The organism is Leptospira sanjuanensis, assembly GCF_022267325.1.
In the GTDB taxonomy this organism is placed as follows: domain Bacteria; phylum Spirochaetota; class Leptospiria; order Leptospirales; family Leptospiraceae; genus Leptospira; species Leptospira sanjuanensis.
The window spans coordinates 2,546,381-2,563,922 of the sequence record NZ_JAIZBG010000001.1; the positions used below are offsets into that span (position 1 = coordinate 2,546,381).

The following is a 17,542-nucleotide window of genomic DNA, read 5'->3' on the forward strand; positions in this document are numbered from 1 at the left end:
GACGACTCTTGTAGATACGATCTTACTTGGTGGCGATTCCTAAGATGGCCGGTCCCGGTGTTCCGCCAGACGCCTGTGATACGACTGTCCACGCGGAAGGAAGGCCGGTCGTCGAATACGCGAAGGCGGTCGGAGTGCTTCCGCTGACGCGCGCGCCCGCTACGTAAAGATCCAAGGCCGTATTGTAAGCCATGGATGTCCAATCCAGACCGGAACAATTCGTCATGGTGGGTGCGGGCGCCGCAATCCCCGGATGCCAAACGTTTAAACCGAATTGGTAATAATCGATCTTACATTGGTTCCCTAAAATGACGATCTTGTCCTTTCCTTCCGCGGCGGTATTGATATGACTCGTCACGCCCGTGTTCGAAGAACTCGCCGAACTTACGGTCGTAATCGAATTTCCGATCTTCACCACACCCATCGTCGGAGACGTGTAGTTATCGTCGCCGTATACGAGAACCTTACCCGATTTCAAAGCTAACACACCGTAGCTGAAGGAAGTCATCGAGACGGAAACGGAAGATTGACCCAAGCCTGGAAGCGCAACGGTGATCACTTCGCTGTTCACGTTATGCACACCGCTGAAATACACTTCGGAAGTAACGGAGTTATAGGAAGAAGAATAGAGATAGTCCGAACCGATGTAACTGGCGCCGTCCGTCAAAGAAAGATACTGCCACGAAGAACCGTCGCTCGATACCTGACCGAAAAATCCCACGCCCGTAGTGGAACCGTTATGCGGACCTCCCGCAAAGAAACGGGTTCCCGCATAGACGATCGTGTACAACGGATGCAGAGCCGAAGTTCCATTCGGCGGGCTGGGATTCGGATCGCAGGAAGAAGCGGTCCAAGTTTCCGCGTCCTTGCTCGACCAAATTCCGCAACCGCCGTTCGCGTTCAAAGCGCCTACGGCCACCCAAGTCCCGTTACCGTAGGCGATCGCGGAAATAGAACCGTCCGTACAACCGGAGAATTTCGTATTGCTGTATGTCCAAGTCTTACCGTCCGAACTTTTCCAAAAGGAACATTTCTCACCAACGGCAACGAAGTTGGTCGTGCCGGAACCCGTATTCGGAACGGCGTTGATGCTCCAGGAAATTTGCGCTAAAAGCGCCAAAGGATTCGAAGAATCAAGACTGAATTTATCGGCCTGTGCACAGGCGGAAACCAGGAGAACAGAAATCAGAATGGAAATAACTTTTTTCATGATCGCCTCATTAGATTAACCCTTATTTCCGATTATTTTTTCAAAAAAAATTATAAACCGAAAAATGCCGACAATTTTCAAAGAATCATACGGCTTGTCCCGAAACTTATTTCTACTTGGATAGAAAAACAAGCTACAGCTTCATTCCTGACGCTGCGATCCATAGAGAGCAGTGTCGCTGAGTTTCCCGCTGCGATCCATAGAGAGCAGTGTCGCTGAGTTTCCCGCTGCGACCCATAGAGAGCAGTGTCGCTGAGTTTCCCGCTGCGACCCATAGAGAGCAGTGTCGCTGAGTTTCCCGCTGCGACCCATAGAGAGCAGTGTCGCTGAGTTTCCCGCTGCGACCCATAGAGAGCAGTGTCGCTGAGTTTTCTTTGGGACAGGTTCTTATAGGAATTCTAACGTAAAGAAACGGAAATTACAAACCCCAAAATCCGGATTTTCCGGAACAATCCAACTTTACAATCGAGAATAAAAAAATAGAATGAAACCCTAACCCCGAGAAAAGGCCATGAAACCAAAATCGATATTCTCAGAATTACAGGCCGAAGAAAGCACGGGATTTCTTTTTTGGCAGATTACGAACCTTTGGCAAAAACGGATTCGGGAGAATCTTTTGGTTCTCGATCTGACGCACGTTCAATTCGTTCTGTTGGCGAGTTTGGCTTGGTTCGAGGAAACCGTCCAAAAAGCGACGCAAGTCCGCCTCGCCGAACACGCGAAAACGGACGTCATGATGACCTCCAAGGTCTTGCGCAGTCTCGAATCCAAAAAACTCCTTACGAGAAAACCCGATCCGGAGGATTCCAGAGCGAATTGTTTGTTACTCACGCCGGAAGGAAAAGAGCTGGTCGAAAAGGCCGTTCATATCGTTGAATCCACGGACAAGCTCTTCTTTTCCATTCTCAAAGACGAAAAAAACTTCAGAAGTTCCCTTTTGGATCTAAGACAGCAGAATGCCTGAAAAACATTCGAATATTAGAATATTCTACGAAACCGAATCTTTTCTTTTTGCCGAAAAACCGCCGGGCATACCGGTTCATGCGACCAAAGATTCCAAACGGGAGAATTTTGCGGACCGTCTCCAAAAACAACTCTCGTTCGAATATTTGAGAACCGTAAACCGATTGGATCTGGACACAAGCGGTCTCGTTTTCTTCTGCAAAGATCCTGAGAAAAATCCGGAAGCAGATCGCATATTAAAGACTTCGGAAAAAATTTATCTCTGTGTCGCGGTTGGAATCGTGGAAGAGGAACGTTTCACAGAAACCTGTTATCTGAAAGACGGAAATAAAAAAGTCAGAAAAGTTTTTTCCGGAGGAGACAAAGCGATCACCGAATTCTTCGTTTTAAAAAGGGAAAGAAATGAAAATTATACCGTTCTACTCGCGAAACTTCATACCGGACGAAGGCACCAGATCCGATTTCATCTGAGTGAAAAAGGATTCCCGATCCTCGGCGATCATGTTTATGGAAAATCGGAAACCGATGCCTCTCGCGTGGAAAAGACTTCGAACAATCGGAGCCGAACTCCCATCACAAAACAGAAACGGCAAAGGCCGATCGCTAAACGTTCTCTCTTACACGCGATGGCAGTTTCGTTCGAAACCGCGGAAGGAACTAAGGAAAGAATTTTTTGTCCTCCTCCTCGCGACTTTCAAAACTTCTTGGACGATGTCGAATTGGATGATTCGATTTTTTCGAAATTCCTCCTAAAATAGAAAGACAAGGATCGGCACTTAAGAGACGGTTTCTCTCCAACGGGAGAACTCCATGTCAAAAAAGAACGCACTTATCATCGGAACCAGCGGTGTTGCGGGGCAAAGCGCGGTCGCGGCCATTCGCGAATTCGCAAACAAGCAAAACGAAGAATGGAATGTGATTGCGACGACGAGTAAGAATTCTCCCTTGACCGAAGCCGATTTAACGATCACGGAAATCGATTTGGACGCGGAAGATCATTCTCTTCCTCGTTTGTACGAAGGACTTTCAAAGAGCGGAATTCATACGATCGATCTTTTTATTTATACACCGGCAAGAGGCAATTTAGGTTATCCGGTTTCCGAAACCCCCGAAAACGACGTCAAGGACGCTTTGAAATTCTGTATGGACCCGATGCTTGCGGTCGAAGCAAAACTCAAACCGACTCTCAGTGTCGGATATTCCGCGTATTATTATAGACCGCACCTACAACCGTTTTACGGATCGCTCGCGTTCGTAAAAAAGAAAATGGAGGAATGGGCGCTGCAAGATCCGGCTCGACGCAAAATCATCCGTGCGGGTTCTTTTTTCAGTCAGAGCGTTCGCGGTATCACGATCATTCTTCAAAGAATGGGAAAAAAATCGCAGGATCCGGATTTGCTGAAGCTTTTGAAACTTCAAAAAGAATCGGGAAAAAGTTTTCCCGATTTCTTTTTGGAATATGTTGCCAAGCAGGAAGAAGCTTCTTTCGGTTCGAAATTTCCGAACATTCCGTTTCGACTAACGTCACAAGACGATTTAAAAAATGCGTTAATCCGAATTTTGGAAGGAGAATCGGCTCCGATCGTTTCTCTTGTGGGCGCTTGGATATGGACCGAAAGGTCCCTTCCGGAAATGCCTGAATATTTGAAGAAGTTTTAAATTCGGTTGCTAAAAAAATTAAATCGAAGAGACCATTAAAAAGATCGGCACCTAAAGTTCTAAATTAAAAAATCGATATCCTCCTTATGAAGCTACTTTCACATTACGTTCCTTGTTTGTTCGTCTTTGCATATTTTGCCGTCGTCCCGGTTTCGGCTCAGGAAGATCCGAGCAATCCCTCTTTAAGTCGGGAGGAAAGGGATCGGATCATCGCAAAACAAGAAGACCGTTGGGAAATTGCCGGATCTTCACAAAACGTAAACGCAAGCACGTTCGGTTTTTCGATTTTAAAACCGTTCATCGAGTCGTTTCTTCCGTATCAGGAAACGGTTTTAGATACGGGAAATCTAAGACTTAAAATTCCTGCGAATTCCTTTTCCGATTCGAAACGCATCGAAGCAAGGATCACCGTTCTGAACAATCACGCCGATTTTCTTTTCGCGGGAGTTCCCACACAAATCGGGGCGAATCTTCTTTTGGAATCTACGGGAATGTTTTATCTCGCCTTCTACAATGAGGAAGGAAAACGAACCGAACCCAGAAAGCAGTTGTCTGTGGAACTCCAAGCCTTGACCGATCCGTCCGGCTCCAACGTATATCGTTTTTCAAACGGAACCTGGGATTTAGTTTCAAGCGAGACCAAAGCGACAACCCGCCAAGCGGTTGAAACGATGGAAGGATTTCCCTTCCAGTTTTATTCCAAGATTCAATCGACCGGTTGGTGGAATTTCGATAAACCGAAACCCGAGTTCACTTGTCTGGAAGGAAAGGTCGATGTTAAGAACAATCGTAACTTTTCGGTTCAGGCGATCGGACTTGATTATTACGGAATGAGTTATGCAAACGTCGAAGCGAATGGAACGTTTAGAATCAACGTTTTGAAAGATAAAAAAGTAAAAATTCTGGTCGTGAACTTTTACGGCGGCAAGACAGGCCCGAAACAAATCGGTTTTTTACCGCCGATACAAACCCAAAATAAAACCGCGTTTTCCTCCAAACCTTCCGACGTTTGTCAAAAGATTCCGAGTATTTCTCCGTTTACGATCACCGAAGCAGTCTTCAACGACCGATCTTCGTTTTTGAAAGCGATCGATATGCCGGATTTATAATGTTCATTCATTGGGACACTCCAGTGAACTTTTGCCTTTTGCGCGCCTGTCTATTGTTTACGAAAGACGCCTTTGGGTAACCGCTGAGAATTGAAACTTTATTTATTTCTGCAAATTCAAATGCTCGAAAAACCGGAATCCAGTGCCTCAATTCATTTTGTTTTCGAATTCTCAGCTATTATTTTGTGATTTTTTTATTGAATAAAAATCACAAAATAATATTATGAATAAAATAACCTTTTTGTTACATGATATTTTCAATTCGGTTATTTGGAATACAAAAAAGGAATCCAGTTTCCATGAATTTCAGAGATATGCGCAAAAAACAAAATTTTTCAACCGATTTTACGAGAAAAACCAGACTCAAAATCACCTACTTTCTTTTCATCGTCCTCCTTACCTTAAATCCGAGTTGTAAACACGGTGGCGGTTCCAATCAGGAAATGAATGATTTACTTTTGCTTTTAGGAGCGCAGGGACAATCAACACCAAGTCCCATTACCTTTAGCCTGCTCAAATCGGGTAATCCGTCAATCAATAGCGCCTATGGAATTTATGAGGAGACGATAGATATTCGAGCGATGGCAACTGGAACGGCGAAAACAATCTCGACAACAGGTCAATTTCAATTTTCTATTTCTCCTAATCTACCTTCAGGGTTGACAACAAGTAGTATCTATAAGAATGGAAACGGATTCCAAATCCTTGGTATTCCGACCGCAGTCACTTCACCTAAAATCTATACGGTTACAGCTACCTACTCAGGAGATCCGTCGTATAAAGTTTCAGGAACATTTTCTATGTCTACAGTAGTCAATGCCCCTTCGTTATCCTATCCTTGTTCTTTTTCCTCTCCTTGTAATTTTGCAGTCAACGTCCCGATCTCAACGCTGGCTCCATACTACCAAGGAAGTTCACAGATTGAAACACAGATCAACGAATGGACCGCCCCGTCTCTACCGGCTGGTTTGTCAATCAGCCCGGTCACCGGTAATATATCGGGAACGCCGACTACCCTCTCTTCTATTACGTCTTATGCGGTCACAGGTAAAAATGCAGGCGGCAATGCCCAAGCAAACTTAAATATCGGAATAAAAAGCCTAATTTTCGGATATTCAACACTATCTACAACGGAATATACGACCTTCGGATCTATCTCTTATCCGGTTAATTCTCCAGCACTTCAATCAGCAACGTCCACCGTGTTTTCTATCAACCCCGCTCTTCCAGCCGGTCTTTCATTAAACACGAGTAACGGAACTATTTCTGGAACCCCAACTGCAACATCAATACCAACAACGTATACGATAACGGGAACAAATAGCTCAGGAAGTGTATCGACAATGATTAATATAGAAATAAAAAACGGGAATTACCTCTGCTACAATGGAGGAGCCGCAGCCGGATGTAGCATCTATCCTTACACGTGTAAAGCATCGTCACAATGTTACAACTCATTATCCTTTTGTAAGTCATCTTCCCCTTGCTTATATTAGAAAAAAAGAATCTATTTTCTCATAAACAATTGAAATTAATTTGGGAAAATAGATTTCTTTACATTCCTTCTCAGAATCTGTATTCTAATTTTTAGAGAACTTCGAAGATCGCTTTCGATATTTTTTTCGGGGTTTTGGCATTGATCGCTGATTATGCTCCTGCTTCGATCCCTGGCCTGCATTTGACTTCGACTGCCCCTTTCTCTGCGAAACGACGATCACCGGATTTCCTTTCGGAAGGTTATCCACGATTTTCAAAAGATCTCCGATCTTTCCGCGAAACTGAAACTCGGACTCCAAAGTAAGGTCCAGACAAAGAAAGATCTGCCGATCCTCTCCCGTTTTTTTTAAGACGAAATCCAAATCGTGTAGCACCGCCTTATAACGGTAAGGCGTTTCGTAAAATACGATCGTATGACCCGGTTTTAAATAACGGCTCAATTCGTTTTTACGATCGGCCGATTCTCTGGATAAAAAGCCGCAAAACGTAAACGGAGAAATCTTAAAACCGGAAATGCTCAAAGCCGCTCCGAAGGCGATCGGACCGGGCGAGCTCTTGACAGTTCCGCCTCTTCGCAAGACTTCCTGAACCAGTTCCCTTCCGGGATCTTCGATTCCCGGTGTTCCGGCATCCGATATCAAAACGCTGAGATTAGCGTCCATCACTTGATCGCCGAGCTCTTTGATTTGTTCCGGGGTTGTATGTTCGTTGCAAAGAAGAAATTCTTTTTGGACGTTGACGGATTTTAAAAGAGTGGAAGTCGTTCTGGATTCTTCGCCTATGAGTATATCAGAATGTTCTAATAATTCTTTGCCGCGCTGCGTGAGGTCTCCCGGATTTCCGAGAGAAACCGATACTAAAATTAAGGTTCCTTTTTTCGAAGTTTCCATGATTCAATGATCGATTTCGAATATTCCAAAAATTCCAACTTTTTTCAAGAAACGGATGTTCCGAGCCGATTTAAGACGTTACGATTCGACGAGAACGCCTTCCAAAACGTTCCAATCGGCGATCGCCTGAATCTTTGCCTCGGAAGGAGGAACAACACCCTTTCCGCGATCCAAAAAAATCCCCGCGCGCGCAGCGGAACGCAACAGCGGAAAATCGTTCACCGAATCCCCGAACGCAAGATCCATAAAGGCACCGGTTGCAACGCGCAAACGTTCCACTTTTCCGTTTCCATACGTGAAGGGCTCCAGGATCGTAGAAGAATGAATTCCGTTCACAACCGCAAGATTCATTCCTAAAACTCGTTCCGAGGGAATATCGAACAGATGAGAAACGGATTGAATGATCTCCTGAGGCGAAGCGGTCACGATCCAAACCTCCCAACCCTTCTCGATGAGATGGGCGACGAGTTCCTTCATCGGTTCGTAAATTTTTACGGCCTGCGAACTCCGATCCATCGCGTGATCGTTCCAAACCCGCTTGGAAATTCTTTTTAGTTGTTGAGGAGAATGTCCCGAAAAGATCCAGGAACTCCAACGATAAGATGCCTCGAGTCCGGATTCGGATTGAATCGATTCGTACTCGTCTAACACGAGTTTACGAAACAAATCGGAATCTTGAAAACGCGAAGAAAGAATTTTGTCCAGATTCTCCCGTGGAAAAAAAGCGGAAAGATCGCCTTTGTAAGCGGGAACACCCTGTGAAAGAAAGAGTTCCATCACGGCTTCGCCGAAATCGTTTCTTACAAGAGTATTATCGAAATCGAATGCGGCTTTCCCGGGTTGATTTCGGGAAAGAATTTCATAGATCTGCGGATTCCAAAAATCCCGCGTTAAAGACACTTATTGTTCGATGGTCTCCCGGGCGATCGCCACACGAGCCTCGGAAGAAGATTGAAAAACCGGAAGATAGTGTTCCGGATTTAATACGACATTCTGATAACGGACCTCGAAGTGAAGATGCGGACCGGTCGTATGTCCCGTGTTCCCGGAAAGAGCGATGATCTGCCCCTTTTTCACCTTATCTCCTTCTTTTACGTAAAGAAGAGAGTTATGTGCATAAAGCGTATTGATCCCGTTGATCCCCGGATGAGAAAGAAGAACCTTGTTCCCGTAACCGCCGTCTTTTTTGGATTCAAGAACGATTCCGTCGGCCGCTGCGATCACGATCGAACCGGTCGGACAAGCGATATCGACTCCGGAATGCATCGCGTTCCATCTTCTTCCCAGACGAGACGTCACGAAAGAATGTTTGAAACTGATCGGCCAAATGAATTCTCTCTGATCGGTGCGGAGAATTTCGCGGCCCTTGTCTTCGAGCAAAAGACTTCTGGTAAAATTTTCGTTATAGGGAAAGAATACGGGCTCGTTTACGGGAATTCTTTCGTTGTCCGGAATTCCGTTGACCCGTTTGATTTCGTGTTCGGTGGTTCCGAAGTTGTGGATCAGATCCCCGACGGATTCTTTGACCCGATTCGGAACGATCCAAATTCCTTCCAGGCCTCGATAGGTCTGAAGGTATTGATTGTCTAATTTGATTTCTTCTAAATTGGTGTTGGCAAAGGATTTGATGCTAAAGAACAGCGCAACAAGGAACAATCCTGCCAGAACGGTGCCGGTTTTTCTTTTCATATCGTTTATTCCAAAATATGTCGCCAACAAAACCTCGGAATCCCGAGACCTAAATTGAACGTCGGCAACGGAAAACAACTTCTGAAGTCAGTCTTCTCGTTTCAGGATTCCATTCAAGGATTTTTCAACGGAATTCCTAAAGGGAAAACAGACGATATTAAAGGAATTTGATTAGAATTCTTCTGTTTTTGAATTTTATTATTTGGTTTACGGAGATTTTTTCGTTTTTTACGATTTGAACTGTTTTTATTGAGAATAGATTCTTAGTAGGAGAAGTGGGAGTTCCCACAGTTTGGCAAGAACGATAGAAGTTGGAAGCACGAGTGTAAGAGTTCCCACAGGTTTCGATCCAATTCCTGTTCGAAGGAGAAGATTGTATGAGTTCCTACATTTTTCCAAAAACTTCGGAAGAATTCAGATTGAATCCGTGAAAAATTTTCACTCCTTCTTTTTGCAACGCAACATAAGCGAGTCGGTCGTTCTGTTTTTAGTCTTCTAAGAATCTGGATTTGAGTTTTGGATCAGGCATTCTGCACGCTTCCAAGCGGCCGAACCACCGATAACGATTTCTTGCGATCCAATCGTAAACCCAATCGCGCAAAAAAACGGGGGTCCACCGAAAGAACGGAAGCAATTTCCAAGGAAATGAAAGATGCGCGCAGATTTTCAAGACGGCCGTCGACTTTTGATGGAGAATTCCTTCTTCTAAAAACAAAACCGAACCGGGAGAATCGTCGAATTCTACCTTCTTTCCAAGAATTCTTTCCGCTGCGTTCGATTGAAGACTGGCAAAAAGAAGATTTTGTTTTCGATTGCGATCCAAGAAAAAAAGAACTGCCGCATTGCATAGGTTGCAAACACCGTCAAAGAAAACGATCGGAGATTTTTGCGGAGTAAAACCGGTTTCTTTCATTCTTTCTTTAGACTCCGCGTTTTCGGCGAGTCAATCTACCGTTTTCAATTACGATCGTCCGATTTTTTACCTCTTGGAGAGACATTCCGTTTTCGATGGAAATGGAATTTAGATACAAACTCAAACAAGGAACTTCGGCTTTCGGTTCTAGAACCCCCTTGGTTTCCACTTGAAACGAATCCTTGTCTTCCTTTCTCGAAAGAATTTTAAAACCGGGAACATCGCCCCGGATTGCAACCGGCGCCAATCCGTTCTTCCGAGTTTTACTCGGCTTTTCCACGAAACAAATTTTAGACGATGGGAGGTTCGTTTCGGAATAAACGATCGTATAAGCCTTATCGTCCCCGTTGATCAGATGAACTCCTGTTTTAAAGTTCTGCGCAAAGAGCGGAGCTCCCTGCAAAATAAGAACAAGAATATAAAACCTTTGAAGTCCGTTCCCGAAAAAATTTCTGAGCGTCATTTCGATGGCCGCTTTCGATTACCGTTTCAACGGCAGTAAGGACGCCTTTAACTTTCCGTACCAAGTTCCGTTCTTTTTCAAAAATACGGCCGGTTCGCCTAACGGCGCTTCGACGCTCACCGTTGTTTTTCCGGAATAGGATTTTCCGGTCCAAACGTGTTCCCATTCTCCTTCGGGCAAATATCCGTCCACGGATGATTCTCCCTTGTCCAAAACGGGAAGAACCAATAGATCCTCTCCTAACAAAAATTCCCTTTGAATCGTATGAGTCCGTATGTCATCCGGATAATGAAGATACAAGGGACGCACGACCGGAAGTCCGGTGGCGGACGCTTCCTTTACGAGAGAACGAAGATATTCTTTCAGAGCAAGATGCATCTTTCCGTATCTCGCAAACTCCCGGATCGTTTCCTCGTCCGTGTAGGGTTGATGATTTTTTTCCGGACGGTTTCCTTCGTGCGTCCGAAATACGGGACTGAATACATTGAGTTCCGCCCAACGCAAAAACAATTCCTTGGAACGATGATAATCTCGAATCGGATTGTTGATCGTCGTATATCCGCCGATGTCGCTGTGGTTGAGAGAGATTCCGCTGATTCCTCCGGATAACAACCCGGTCAATGCGGAAACGATTCCGTCGTGTTCTCCCCAGCTTACCATCTGATCGCCTTCCCAAAACAACGTGGAATGTTTCATGGATTGGCTGTATCCCGCTCTGGTAAAGAAGACGACCTTTCCTTCTTTGCCCGCTTTGCGAATCGCCTCGCGATTGATGCGCGCCCATTCGACCGGATATACGTTATGGTAAACCTCGGCTGAAATTCCGGAATGCAACTCCGCGTCGAGAGGAAGCCATTCTCCGAAATCGGCCATCCAACCCGACAAACCCGCACCGATCAGATTTTTTTGTATGATTCCCTGAATCCAATCGACCGCTTGCGGATTGGTGAGATCCAATAAATAGGCGGGAAAACCCGCGGTCTGAATTTCGTAGTTCTTGCCGCTTTTGTCTTTTACTAGATATCCTTTTTTGACTGCTTCTTCGTAGAGCGGGCCTTCGTTGGCGAGAAACGGATTCAAATATCCTAATACATGAATTCCTTGTGCGTTTAGATCGGCGCAGAATTTTCGAAACTCGGGATACGACTTCTCGTCCGCGATCCATCTCCACCAAAGCTGGGAACCGAAAGTGGTCTTTCTTCTCCCCACCCAATCCTGAATCCAAAGAGCGGTGATCGGATTTCCCGCCGTCTTTGCGCTTTCGATATGTTTTAATACGACATCCTTTCCGCCTTGGACTCCGAGCCAGGTTCCGTAGGCCCAATCCGGAAGTTCGGGAGCCCTGCCCGTTTTTGCGGTGAACTTCTGTACGAGTTTTACGGGAGAAGCTTCCTTCCAGATCGTTCCCCTCAACCCGTTCTCGCGAAACTCCACGGAGATTTCTTCCGGTTTGGAAAAATCAAAACTGGAATAGGAAGAATTTTCGAAATACACGGACCTGTTTTTGGAGGTAAGAAAGAAAGGAATCGGCGTATAGGTTGAATATTCGTTTCCTCCCGCGCCCGCAGTCAGGTTCGCTCCCGCGGTGATCGGTTGATCCCCTCTTCCGATTCCCTGTTCTTCGGTTAACAAAAACGGGGTTTTTCCTTTGAGATTGAAATGGGAGAATTGTTCCCCCAGCCCGAAGATATTCTCCGTCTCCTCCGAGCCGATCCGGAGATAAGTTCGGTTTAATGTAGAATCAGTTATACCGACTTGAAAGTACAAAGACGTTTCGTCTAACGGCGTAAAAACGACTTCGTAACGGCTCGCGCAGCCCGCCCCTTCGAGATTGCCCGAAATTTTCAGATCGGCCGTGGAAGCGACGATACTTTCGATACTCTGAGAATCGCAGCGGTGCCCGATCCGATCCTTGATATGATAGGTCGCGAATTTGGATTTTACTTCCTGAGTGCCTTTTGCCGCAGATAAAAACGGTTTTGTCAGGGAAAGTTCGAGAAAGATCCCCGCGTTCGAGCGGATCTCCAGGACATTCTCCCTTTGAACCGCTTGAAAGTATTTGCCGAACGTGAACTTTTGTTCAACAGGAAGGGTGATTTTTGTATAATTGGAAAACGGACCGGAACAAACGGAAAGTCCGGCGCTGAGTAAACATAAAAAAGCCCTTCTTAAGAACATTCAGTTCTCCTTATGAATCCGTTGATACCGAATACCAAGGAACTGTTTAAAAATCCAGTTCTTATTCGAAGGGCTTCGTGATTCTAGTTATTTGCGATCGGAGCCGCCGACTCTCGGGGCCGCGCCGCCCGTTCCGGCTTGTCCGTAAACCGAAACCGCTTGTTTCGGAAGACTCGATCTTCTCCATTCGAACCAAGAACCTTGGTAGGTATGAACGTCGAGATAACCGACTTCGCGTAACATCAGAGCGAGCAAAGAGGATCTTGCGCCGTTGTAATCGTAGATCACCGTCGTACGTTCCGGCATAAACGGAAAGGATCTGAGTTTTTTGTTAAACTGCGTTTTTTCGATGAGATTTCCCTGGCCGTCGTAAAGAATTCTCCAGTCCCAAAGAAACGCTCCCGGCAAACGACCGCATAACGATCCGGGCTCCGGCGCGGTCAATCTAGGAAGTTTTCCTTCGTATTCTTCCTGGGTTCTCGTGTCGAAAATTTGAAGTCGGGTTAAATTCTTTTCGAGGAAAGCCTTGTCCACTACACCTTCAAGTTTTTTCGGTTTATCTCCGGGAGCGAGTTCCATCTCTCGGGAACCTTTTTCCAGCGCGGTTCCTTCCACGGGCCAACGGTTTCCGTAGAGAAACGCGTTTTGATAACCGGCCGCTCTCAAAAGATAAACCATTCTGGAAGCGAACATCCCCATTCCTTCGTCGAAGGCGATGACTCGAGCCGATCCGTCCTTTTGTACGAGCTTTAAAATTTCTTCCAAAGGTCCGGTCATTTTTTTTTGCGATTCCGGATCCGATGCGAACGCTTTTTTGATAAACGGAAAACTGTAAGCGCCTTTCAGAGTAGATTCCTGATAACCGGACGCGGAGCGACAATCGATTAAAAAATCCTTATCATTCAATTCAGTTTTTATAAAATTCCAGCTGGACAAGCAAACCTACCCTATCGATTCGAAATGAGTTATTCTTTGAATTTAACCATTATTTTCAGCCTGAGAATTCCGATGTACTTTTTTTTAAAAAACATCGTAAATTTGGGACATAAGACTTCGTAAAAAAGAAAGAAAGAATTCTTCGCAAAATGCGAAACGAAAAATCGAATCGAGAATCTTCTTTGCGTTTGTGGATTTAACATCGGGGGGTCGCGAGGCCGATATTCTAAACAATGATACGAGAATTCAGAATCGTCCGTACTCGGATTCGTTTTTTTCCGGCGGCCCTCCGCAAGACGGGAGAATGGTTCGTCTGGATTCTCGCGGGTTTCGTTTTATTTTTGGGAAGCGTCGGCTCCGAATCCGAACCGGAACGGACTCCTTCGGAAAAATTCACGTCCTTCGTCAAAGAATTTCACAAACGTCCTTCGGAATCTTTGGCTCGTTCGTTCCGCGCTCGCTATTCTTCTTTGGATGTCGCGCCTTGCGGCTTTGAAGAATCGGGGAGATTCGAGAAGGTAGTCTATCTCTCCTATTCCTGTAAGGAAGAGAAATGGCCGGGCTTTATCTACTTAGGCGCCGGTTCCGAATTTTGGAAACGATCATCGACTCGGATTTCTTTGGGAGAGGTTTTGCAGATCGGAAAAAAAACCTACCTCGAAATCAAACCTTCCTTCGAGGATCGTTTTCCGGAAGAATCCGCTTGGAATTGGAAACGATACGGAAAGAAGGAATCGAATCCGATCCGACCGCAAATCGTGAAAGAACCGAAGGACAATTTCGGTCTTCAGTATTTTTTGAGCGTGGCTAAACACCCGGCCAAACGAGATTTAAAGAGCGGCAAGGAAATCTTTTTCGATTCCACTTGTCCTTTGATCTTCTTGAAAAAGGACGCGGACTTTTATTGGGAAAAGGCAGTGTATTATTCCTTTCAAGCGAGCTGCATTTCCTCTTCTCCCTATTCCTACATCCGTGTTCGTTCCGATTTTTTGGGAAAAATCCGTCTGGATGACAAGGACACGGATCAAATCCAGGAAGGCGGAAGATACCTCGGTAAACTGAAAATCCATTCCATAGAAGCGGATAAAATCCTCTGGCAACAGGATGCGGAACTCTACAATGAATAATAAGGTATTTCAGAATATTCTAATTTTATGGAGCGTTGTCCTCGGCTCTTCGCTTTCCGCGCAGAACGGAAACTCCGCGGATCTCAAAGCGCTTTTGGACAGCGTCGTCATCATCCGAAGCGATTCCTTTTCGGAAAAGGAAGAAGGTTCCGGTTATTCGGACAAATCCATCAACCGGGACGCTGGAACAGGAATGATCCTTTCCGGGAACAGAATTTTAACGAACGCACACGTAGTTTCGAACTCCGGTTATCTCAAGGTAAAACATTTCAATTCGAGCAAATTCTATAAGGCGAGCGTTCAATATCTCGGCTTCGACTGCGACCTCGCGATCCTCAAAGTGGAAGAGGAGGAATTTTTCAACGGAATCGAACCTCTGGAAATTTCCGAATCCTCCCCTTCTCTCGGAAGCAATCTTCTGATTCTCGGGTATCCGGGCGGGGACGAAAACATCACATTAGAAAACGGTAATGTTTCCCGGGTGGAACGGATCCGTTATTCGTTTACTGGTTTGGACTACAGAAAGGCCATCCGCGTCACAGCGAACATCGTTCCCGGTTATTCGGGCGGACCCGCGATCCAGAACGGAAAAGTGGCGGGGATCACGTTTCAAGTCAGCCAATCGCAGGGAAATATCGCGTATCTCATTCCTCCGGAAATCATCAACCATTTCCTGAAAGACGTAGAGGACGAAACGTATCACGGCTTTCCGTTTCCCGGTTTCAGTTTTCAAAACGGACATTCCTCCTCCTTGAAGTCGTATTTAAAAATTCCGGACGGGTTGAACGGAATTCTCGTGAACACGGTTTATCCAGATTCTTCCTTTTCGGATCTTTTAAAACCGGAAGACTTCGTGTATAAGATCGACGAATCGTATCTTACGGACGAAGGCGGAATCATGGACCCGAGCGGCGGCGGGGGAATGTTCATAGGAGAAATGATCGAGAACAAGTTCATCGGAGATCCCATTAAAATTTTCTTTTATAGAAACGGGAAGAACTACAAACTCGAGGGAACGTTGAAGCGGGTTCCTAGTTTGGATCTTTACAGACAACAAGGAACGAATACGAGTTTTCTTTCGGGCGGTTTTTTGTTTCAGCCAGTCAATCGCGCGCTGGCGGGAGGAGATTCCAAACGTTTGGAAAGTTCGCTCCGTTACCATTACAGTTATTACATCCAAGACGAACTCTATCGGTTTACGGACCGTGACATCATTCTTTCCGGCGTATATCCCGATCCGTTGAACTCGAAATACGCGGGTTATCGGTATAAGATTCTCGAATCGATCAACGATCGAACTCCTTTGAATCTGGAGGATTTCAAATCCCTTTGGAAGAAATTCTACGGAGGAACGATCAGTCTGAAATTCAGAGGGGTCAACCTTCCGATCGTCTTAGATCAGGATACGATCGACAAGATCAATGTTCGCATTAAAAAACGCTTCGACGCGGAGGCGGACGAATGAGAACGACCTTGCTGGAAAGAACCGTTTCGGCTTTACGATCCGCCTTGGTAAAACGGAGAGTTTTGCGCTCAAGAGTCGCGTCTTTCTTATACGGAGCTTCGTTGTTGCGACTTGCAATTTTTATAATACTCTTTGCGACTTCGGTTTCGACCGAATTCGGATCTTTGCGGGCGGAAACGATCCTCGTGCACTTTCGGAAGTTTTCCCACCAGAATCCTTGGCAAAAGGGTTCGCACTACGAACGAAAAATCCCGGCAGTGATCGCGGACGGCGACTTTTTACTGGCGCTTTTGCCGCCGGGAGAAATGCCCTTGTTTTCGGAAATGAATCCGGAAACGAGACCGGGAACCCGTTTGTATATTTTCAAACACGATCCGGAAACCGGCTTGGCTCTTTTTTCCCACAGAGGAAAGTTCTCTTCGAAAAAGCGGGTTCACTTTGCCGGCGCCCATTCCCCCGCTTGTTCCCGTTTTTTTCCGAAACTCGAATGGGGACATCCCGAATTTTCGAACGCGATCCTGCGGATGAGCAGACAATCCAGAGAAGAATCGAGTGAAAGAAAATTCTTATATTCCAAAAATGGAATCTGCGGTTATTCGGACGGACGCTGGAACGTTCCTTCGGAATATCTTTCCGCCTTCGTTCATTCCTCGTCTTCCAGTCCGATTGCACATCCCGGTTTTTCCTTCGACGACGCTTTGACAGTCCCCGAAAAGAAATTCTACTTTCCGGACGCTTCGTACGGGGTAGTCGTTTCGGAAGTATATCCCGGAGTCGGACCGGTCCATAACTTATTTCCAGGAGACGCCATCTACAGCGTCAACGGCCAGGGATTTTCCACACCGCCCGATCGTCAGGAAATTCTTTCCAGAATTCTTACAAGAAATCATCAAATCGCTCTTCCGGGAACGTTGGTGACGCTCGGGATATTCCGCGCGGGCAAACGGAGAGAAATCACGTACTCGTTAAAATCGTACACGGAGGAATCCTTCTTTATTCCTTCCAAATCCGGCGTAAAACCGCCTCGATATCTGATCAGCGGAGGACTTTTCTTCACCGAATTGACCGGAGCCTATTTGAAAGAATCCGGGGATAAGTATCGTGAGAATTCGGATAAGAAGCTTTTGTATCTGTACGAATCCTTCAACAAGAAGATGCATCCCGAAAAGAATCGACTCGTGTTTATCAGCAGAGTGTTTCCGGACTCGTCCAACGAGGGCTTTCACGATTTTCAAGATCAGATCCTGGAATCCGTAAACGACAAGCCCGTGCGTTCTCTTGCCGATCTTAAGGAAATTCTAAAAGAGAATCACGATTCTCATATCGTATTCCGTTTTTCAGGCAATCGAATTGCGACGTTTGAAAAGGAACAACTCCAAAGCCTCAATCAGAAAATAATCTCAAATTATAATCTGGATAAACTGGATAATTTAGACTGATAAT

Annotated in this window: 16 protein-coding genes and 1 pseudogene; 8 read left to right on the forward strand and 9 right to left on the reverse strand. The window is 45.7% G+C overall.

Annotated features, from left to right (window positions below; translation table 11 throughout):
* Window positions 1-22 precede the first annotated feature (22 nt).
* Window positions 23-1,210, reverse strand: coding sequence for a beta propeller repeat protein (locus LFX25_RS11495; RefSeq protein ID WP_238730362.1), 1,188 nt, complete (start codon window positions 1,208-1,210; stop codon window positions 23-25).
* Window positions 1,211-1,721: 511 nt separating this feature from the next.
* On the opposite strand from LFX25_RS11495, the gene LFX25_RS11500 reads away from it, so the two are divergent.
* The 5 genes from LFX25_RS11500 to LFX25_RS11520 all read left to right on the forward strand — a co-directional run bounded on the left by LFX25_RS11500 (window position 1,722) and on the right by LFX25_RS11520 (window position 6,437).
* A complete protein-coding gene (locus tag LFX25_RS11500) occupies window positions 1,722-2,174 on the forward strand; it encodes a MarR family winged helix-turn-helix transcriptional regulator (protein ID WP_238730363.1) in 453 nt (150 codons plus the stop codon).
* Window positions 2,167-2,931 carry an RluA family pseudouridine synthase gene (locus LFX25_RS11505; RefSeq protein WP_238730364.1) on the forward strand — a complete coding sequence of 255 codons (765 nt, stop codon included), beginning with the start codon at window positions 2,167-2,169 and terminating at the stop codon, window positions 2,929-2,931. Before LFX25_RS11500 ends, LFX25_RS11505 begins: the two co-directional genes overlap by 8 nt.
* A 52-nt stretch (window positions 2,932-2,983) precedes the next feature.
* On the forward strand, window positions 2,984-3,832 hold the full coding sequence (locus LFX25_RS11510; protein WP_238730365.1) for an SDR family NAD(P)-dependent oxidoreductase: 849 nt from the start codon (window positions 2,984-2,986) through the stop codon (window positions 3,830-3,832).
* Between the two features lie 86 nt (window positions 3,833-3,918).
* On the forward strand, window positions 3,919-4,941 hold the full coding sequence (locus LFX25_RS11515) for a hypothetical protein (protein ID WP_238730366.1): 1,023 nt from the start codon (window positions 3,919-3,921) through the stop codon (window positions 4,939-4,941).
* Between the two features lie 299 nt (window positions 4,942-5,240).
* Window positions 5,241-6,437 (forward strand): putative Ig domain-containing protein, encoded by a 1,197-nt coding sequence (locus LFX25_RS11520; RefSeq protein WP_238730367.1) that lies wholly within the window; start codon window positions 5,241-5,243, stop codon window positions 6,435-6,437.
* Window positions 6,438-6,521: 84 nt separating this feature from the next.
* Here LFX25_RS11520 and rsmI read toward each other — a convergent pair whose 3' ends face one another.
* The 8 genes and pseudogenes from rsmI to LFX25_RS11560 form a co-directional block, all read right to left on the reverse strand.
* A complete protein-coding gene (gene rsmI, locus LFX25_RS11525) occupies window positions 6,522-7,328 on the reverse strand; it encodes a 16S rRNA (cytidine(1402)-2'-O)-methyltransferase (protein WP_238730368.1) in 807 nt (268 codons plus the stop codon).
* Window positions 7,329-7,406: 78 nt separating this feature from the next.
* The gene (locus LFX25_RS11530) at window positions 7,407-8,228 is read right to left on the reverse strand and encodes an HAD family hydrolase (RefSeq protein ID WP_238730369.1); all 822 of its coding nucleotides are present in this window, start codon (window positions 8,226-8,228) and stop codon (window positions 7,407-7,409) included.
* The gene (locus tag LFX25_RS11535) at window positions 8,229-9,017 is read right to left on the reverse strand and encodes a M23 family metallopeptidase (RefSeq protein ID WP_238730370.1); all 789 of its coding nucleotides are present in this window, start codon (window positions 9,015-9,017) and stop codon (window positions 8,229-8,231) included.
* A 487-nt stretch (window positions 9,018-9,504) separates the two neighbouring features.
* Entirely contained in the window at window positions 9,505-9,930 is a 426-nt protein-coding gene (locus LFX25_RS11540) for a thiol-disulfide oxidoreductase DCC family protein (RefSeq protein WP_238730371.1), read from the reverse strand.
* 7 nt (window positions 9,931-9,937) lie between these two features.
* Entirely contained in the window at window positions 9,938-10,393 is a 456-nt protein-coding gene (locus tag LFX25_RS11545) for a hypothetical protein (RefSeq protein ID WP_238730372.1), read from the reverse strand.
* Between the two features lie 18 nt (window positions 10,394-10,411).
* Window positions 10,412-12,571, reverse strand: a complete 2,160-nt coding sequence (locus LFX25_RS11550; protein WP_238730373.1) for an alpha-glucosidase — start codon at window positions 12,569-12,571, stop codon at window positions 10,412-10,414.
* Between the two features lie 87 nt (window positions 12,572-12,658).
* A complete protein-coding gene (locus tag LFX25_RS11555; protein ID WP_238730374.1) occupies window positions 12,659-13,507 on the reverse strand; it encodes a sulfurtransferase in 849 nt (282 codons plus the stop codon).
* 55 nt (window positions 13,508-13,562) lie between these two features.
* Window positions 13,563-13,755, reverse strand: a pseudogene (locus LFX25_RS11560) (hypothetical protein); the annotation flags it as partial.
* On the opposite strand from LFX25_RS11560, the gene LFX25_RS11565 reads away from it, so the two are divergent.
* The 3 genes from LFX25_RS11565 to LFX25_RS11575 are packed head-to-tail and all read left to right on the forward strand — an operon-like array spanning window position 13,741 to window position 17,538.
* The gene (locus LFX25_RS11565; protein WP_238730375.1) at window positions 13,741-14,634 is read left to right on the forward strand and encodes an LIC11113 family protein; all 894 of its coding nucleotides are present in this window, start codon (window positions 13,741-13,743) and stop codon (window positions 14,632-14,634) included. The pseudogene LFX25_RS11560 and the gene LFX25_RS11565 sit on opposite strands and share 15 nt — an antisense overlap.
* Complete coding sequence (locus tag LFX25_RS11570) at window positions 14,627-16,099, forward strand: S1C family serine protease (protein WP_238730376.1); 1,473 nt, start codon at window positions 14,627-14,629, stop codon at window positions 16,097-16,099. The genes LFX25_RS11565 and LFX25_RS11570 overlap by 8 nt, the downstream gene beginning before the upstream one ends.
* Window positions 16,096-17,538 carry a PDZ domain-containing protein gene (locus tag LFX25_RS11575; RefSeq protein ID WP_238730377.1) on the forward strand — a complete coding sequence of 481 codons (1,443 nt, stop codon included), beginning with the start codon at window positions 16,096-16,098 and terminating at the stop codon, window positions 17,536-17,538. Before LFX25_RS11570 ends, LFX25_RS11575 begins: the two co-directional genes overlap by 4 nt.
* The last annotated feature ends 4 nt before the right edge of the window (window positions 17,539-17,542 follow it).

What these genes read in the sequence shown, in the direction of transcription:
- LFX25_RS11495 (WP_238730362.1), bottom strand. Translation starts at nt 1,210, where the DNA reads ATGAAAAAAGTTATTTCCATTCTGATTTCTGTTCTCCTGGTTTCCGCC.
- LFX25_RS11500 (WP_238730363.1), top strand. Translation starts at nt 1,722, where the DNA reads ATGAAACCAAAATCGATATTCTCAGAATTACAGGCCGAAGAAAGCACG.
- LFX25_RS11505 (WP_238730364.1), top strand. Translation starts at nt 2,167, where the DNA reads ATGCCTGAAAAACATTCGAATATTAGAATATTCTACGAAACCGAATCT.
- LFX25_RS11510 (WP_238730365.1), top strand. Translation starts at nt 2,984, where the DNA reads ATGTCAAAAAAGAACGCACTTATCATCGGAACCAGCGGTGTTGCGGGG.
- LFX25_RS11515 (WP_238730366.1), top strand. Translation starts at nt 3,919, where the DNA reads ATGAAGCTACTTTCACATTACGTTCCTTGTTTGTTCGTCTTTGCATAT.
- LFX25_RS11520 (WP_238730367.1), top strand. Translation starts at nt 5,241, where the DNA reads ATGAATTTCAGAGATATGCGCAAAAAACAAAATTTTTCAACCGATTTT.
- rsmI (WP_238730368.1), bottom strand. Translation starts at nt 7,328, where the DNA reads ATGGAAACTTCGAAAAAAGGAACCTTAATTTTAGTATCGGTTTCTCTC.
- LFX25_RS11535 (WP_238730370.1), bottom strand. Translation starts at nt 9,017, where the DNA reads ATGAAAAGAAAAACCGGCACCGTTCTGGCAGGATTGTTCCTTGTTGCG.
- LFX25_RS11540 (WP_238730371.1), bottom strand. Translation starts at nt 9,930, where the DNA reads ATGAAAGAAACCGGTTTTACTCCGCAAAAATCTCCGATCGTTTTCTTT.
- LFX25_RS11545 (WP_238730372.1), bottom strand. Translation starts at nt 10,393, where the DNA reads ATGACGCTCAGAAATTTTTTCGGGAACGGACTTCAAAGGTTTTATATT.
- LFX25_RS11550 (WP_238730373.1), bottom strand. Translation starts at nt 12,571, where the DNA reads ATGTTCTTAAGAAGGGCTTTTTTATGTTTACTCAGCGCCGGACTTTCC.
- LFX25_RS11565 (WP_238730375.1), top strand. Translation starts at nt 13,741, where the DNA reads ATGATACGAGAATTCAGAATCGTCCGTACTCGGATTCGTTTTTTTCCG.
- LFX25_RS11570 (WP_238730376.1), top strand. Translation starts at nt 14,627, where the DNA reads ATGAATAATAAGGTATTTCAGAATATTCTAATTTTATGGAGCGTTGTC.
- LFX25_RS11575 (WP_238730377.1), top strand. Translation starts at nt 16,096, where the DNA reads ATGAGAACGACCTTGCTGGAAAGAACCGTTTCGGCTTTACGATCCGCC.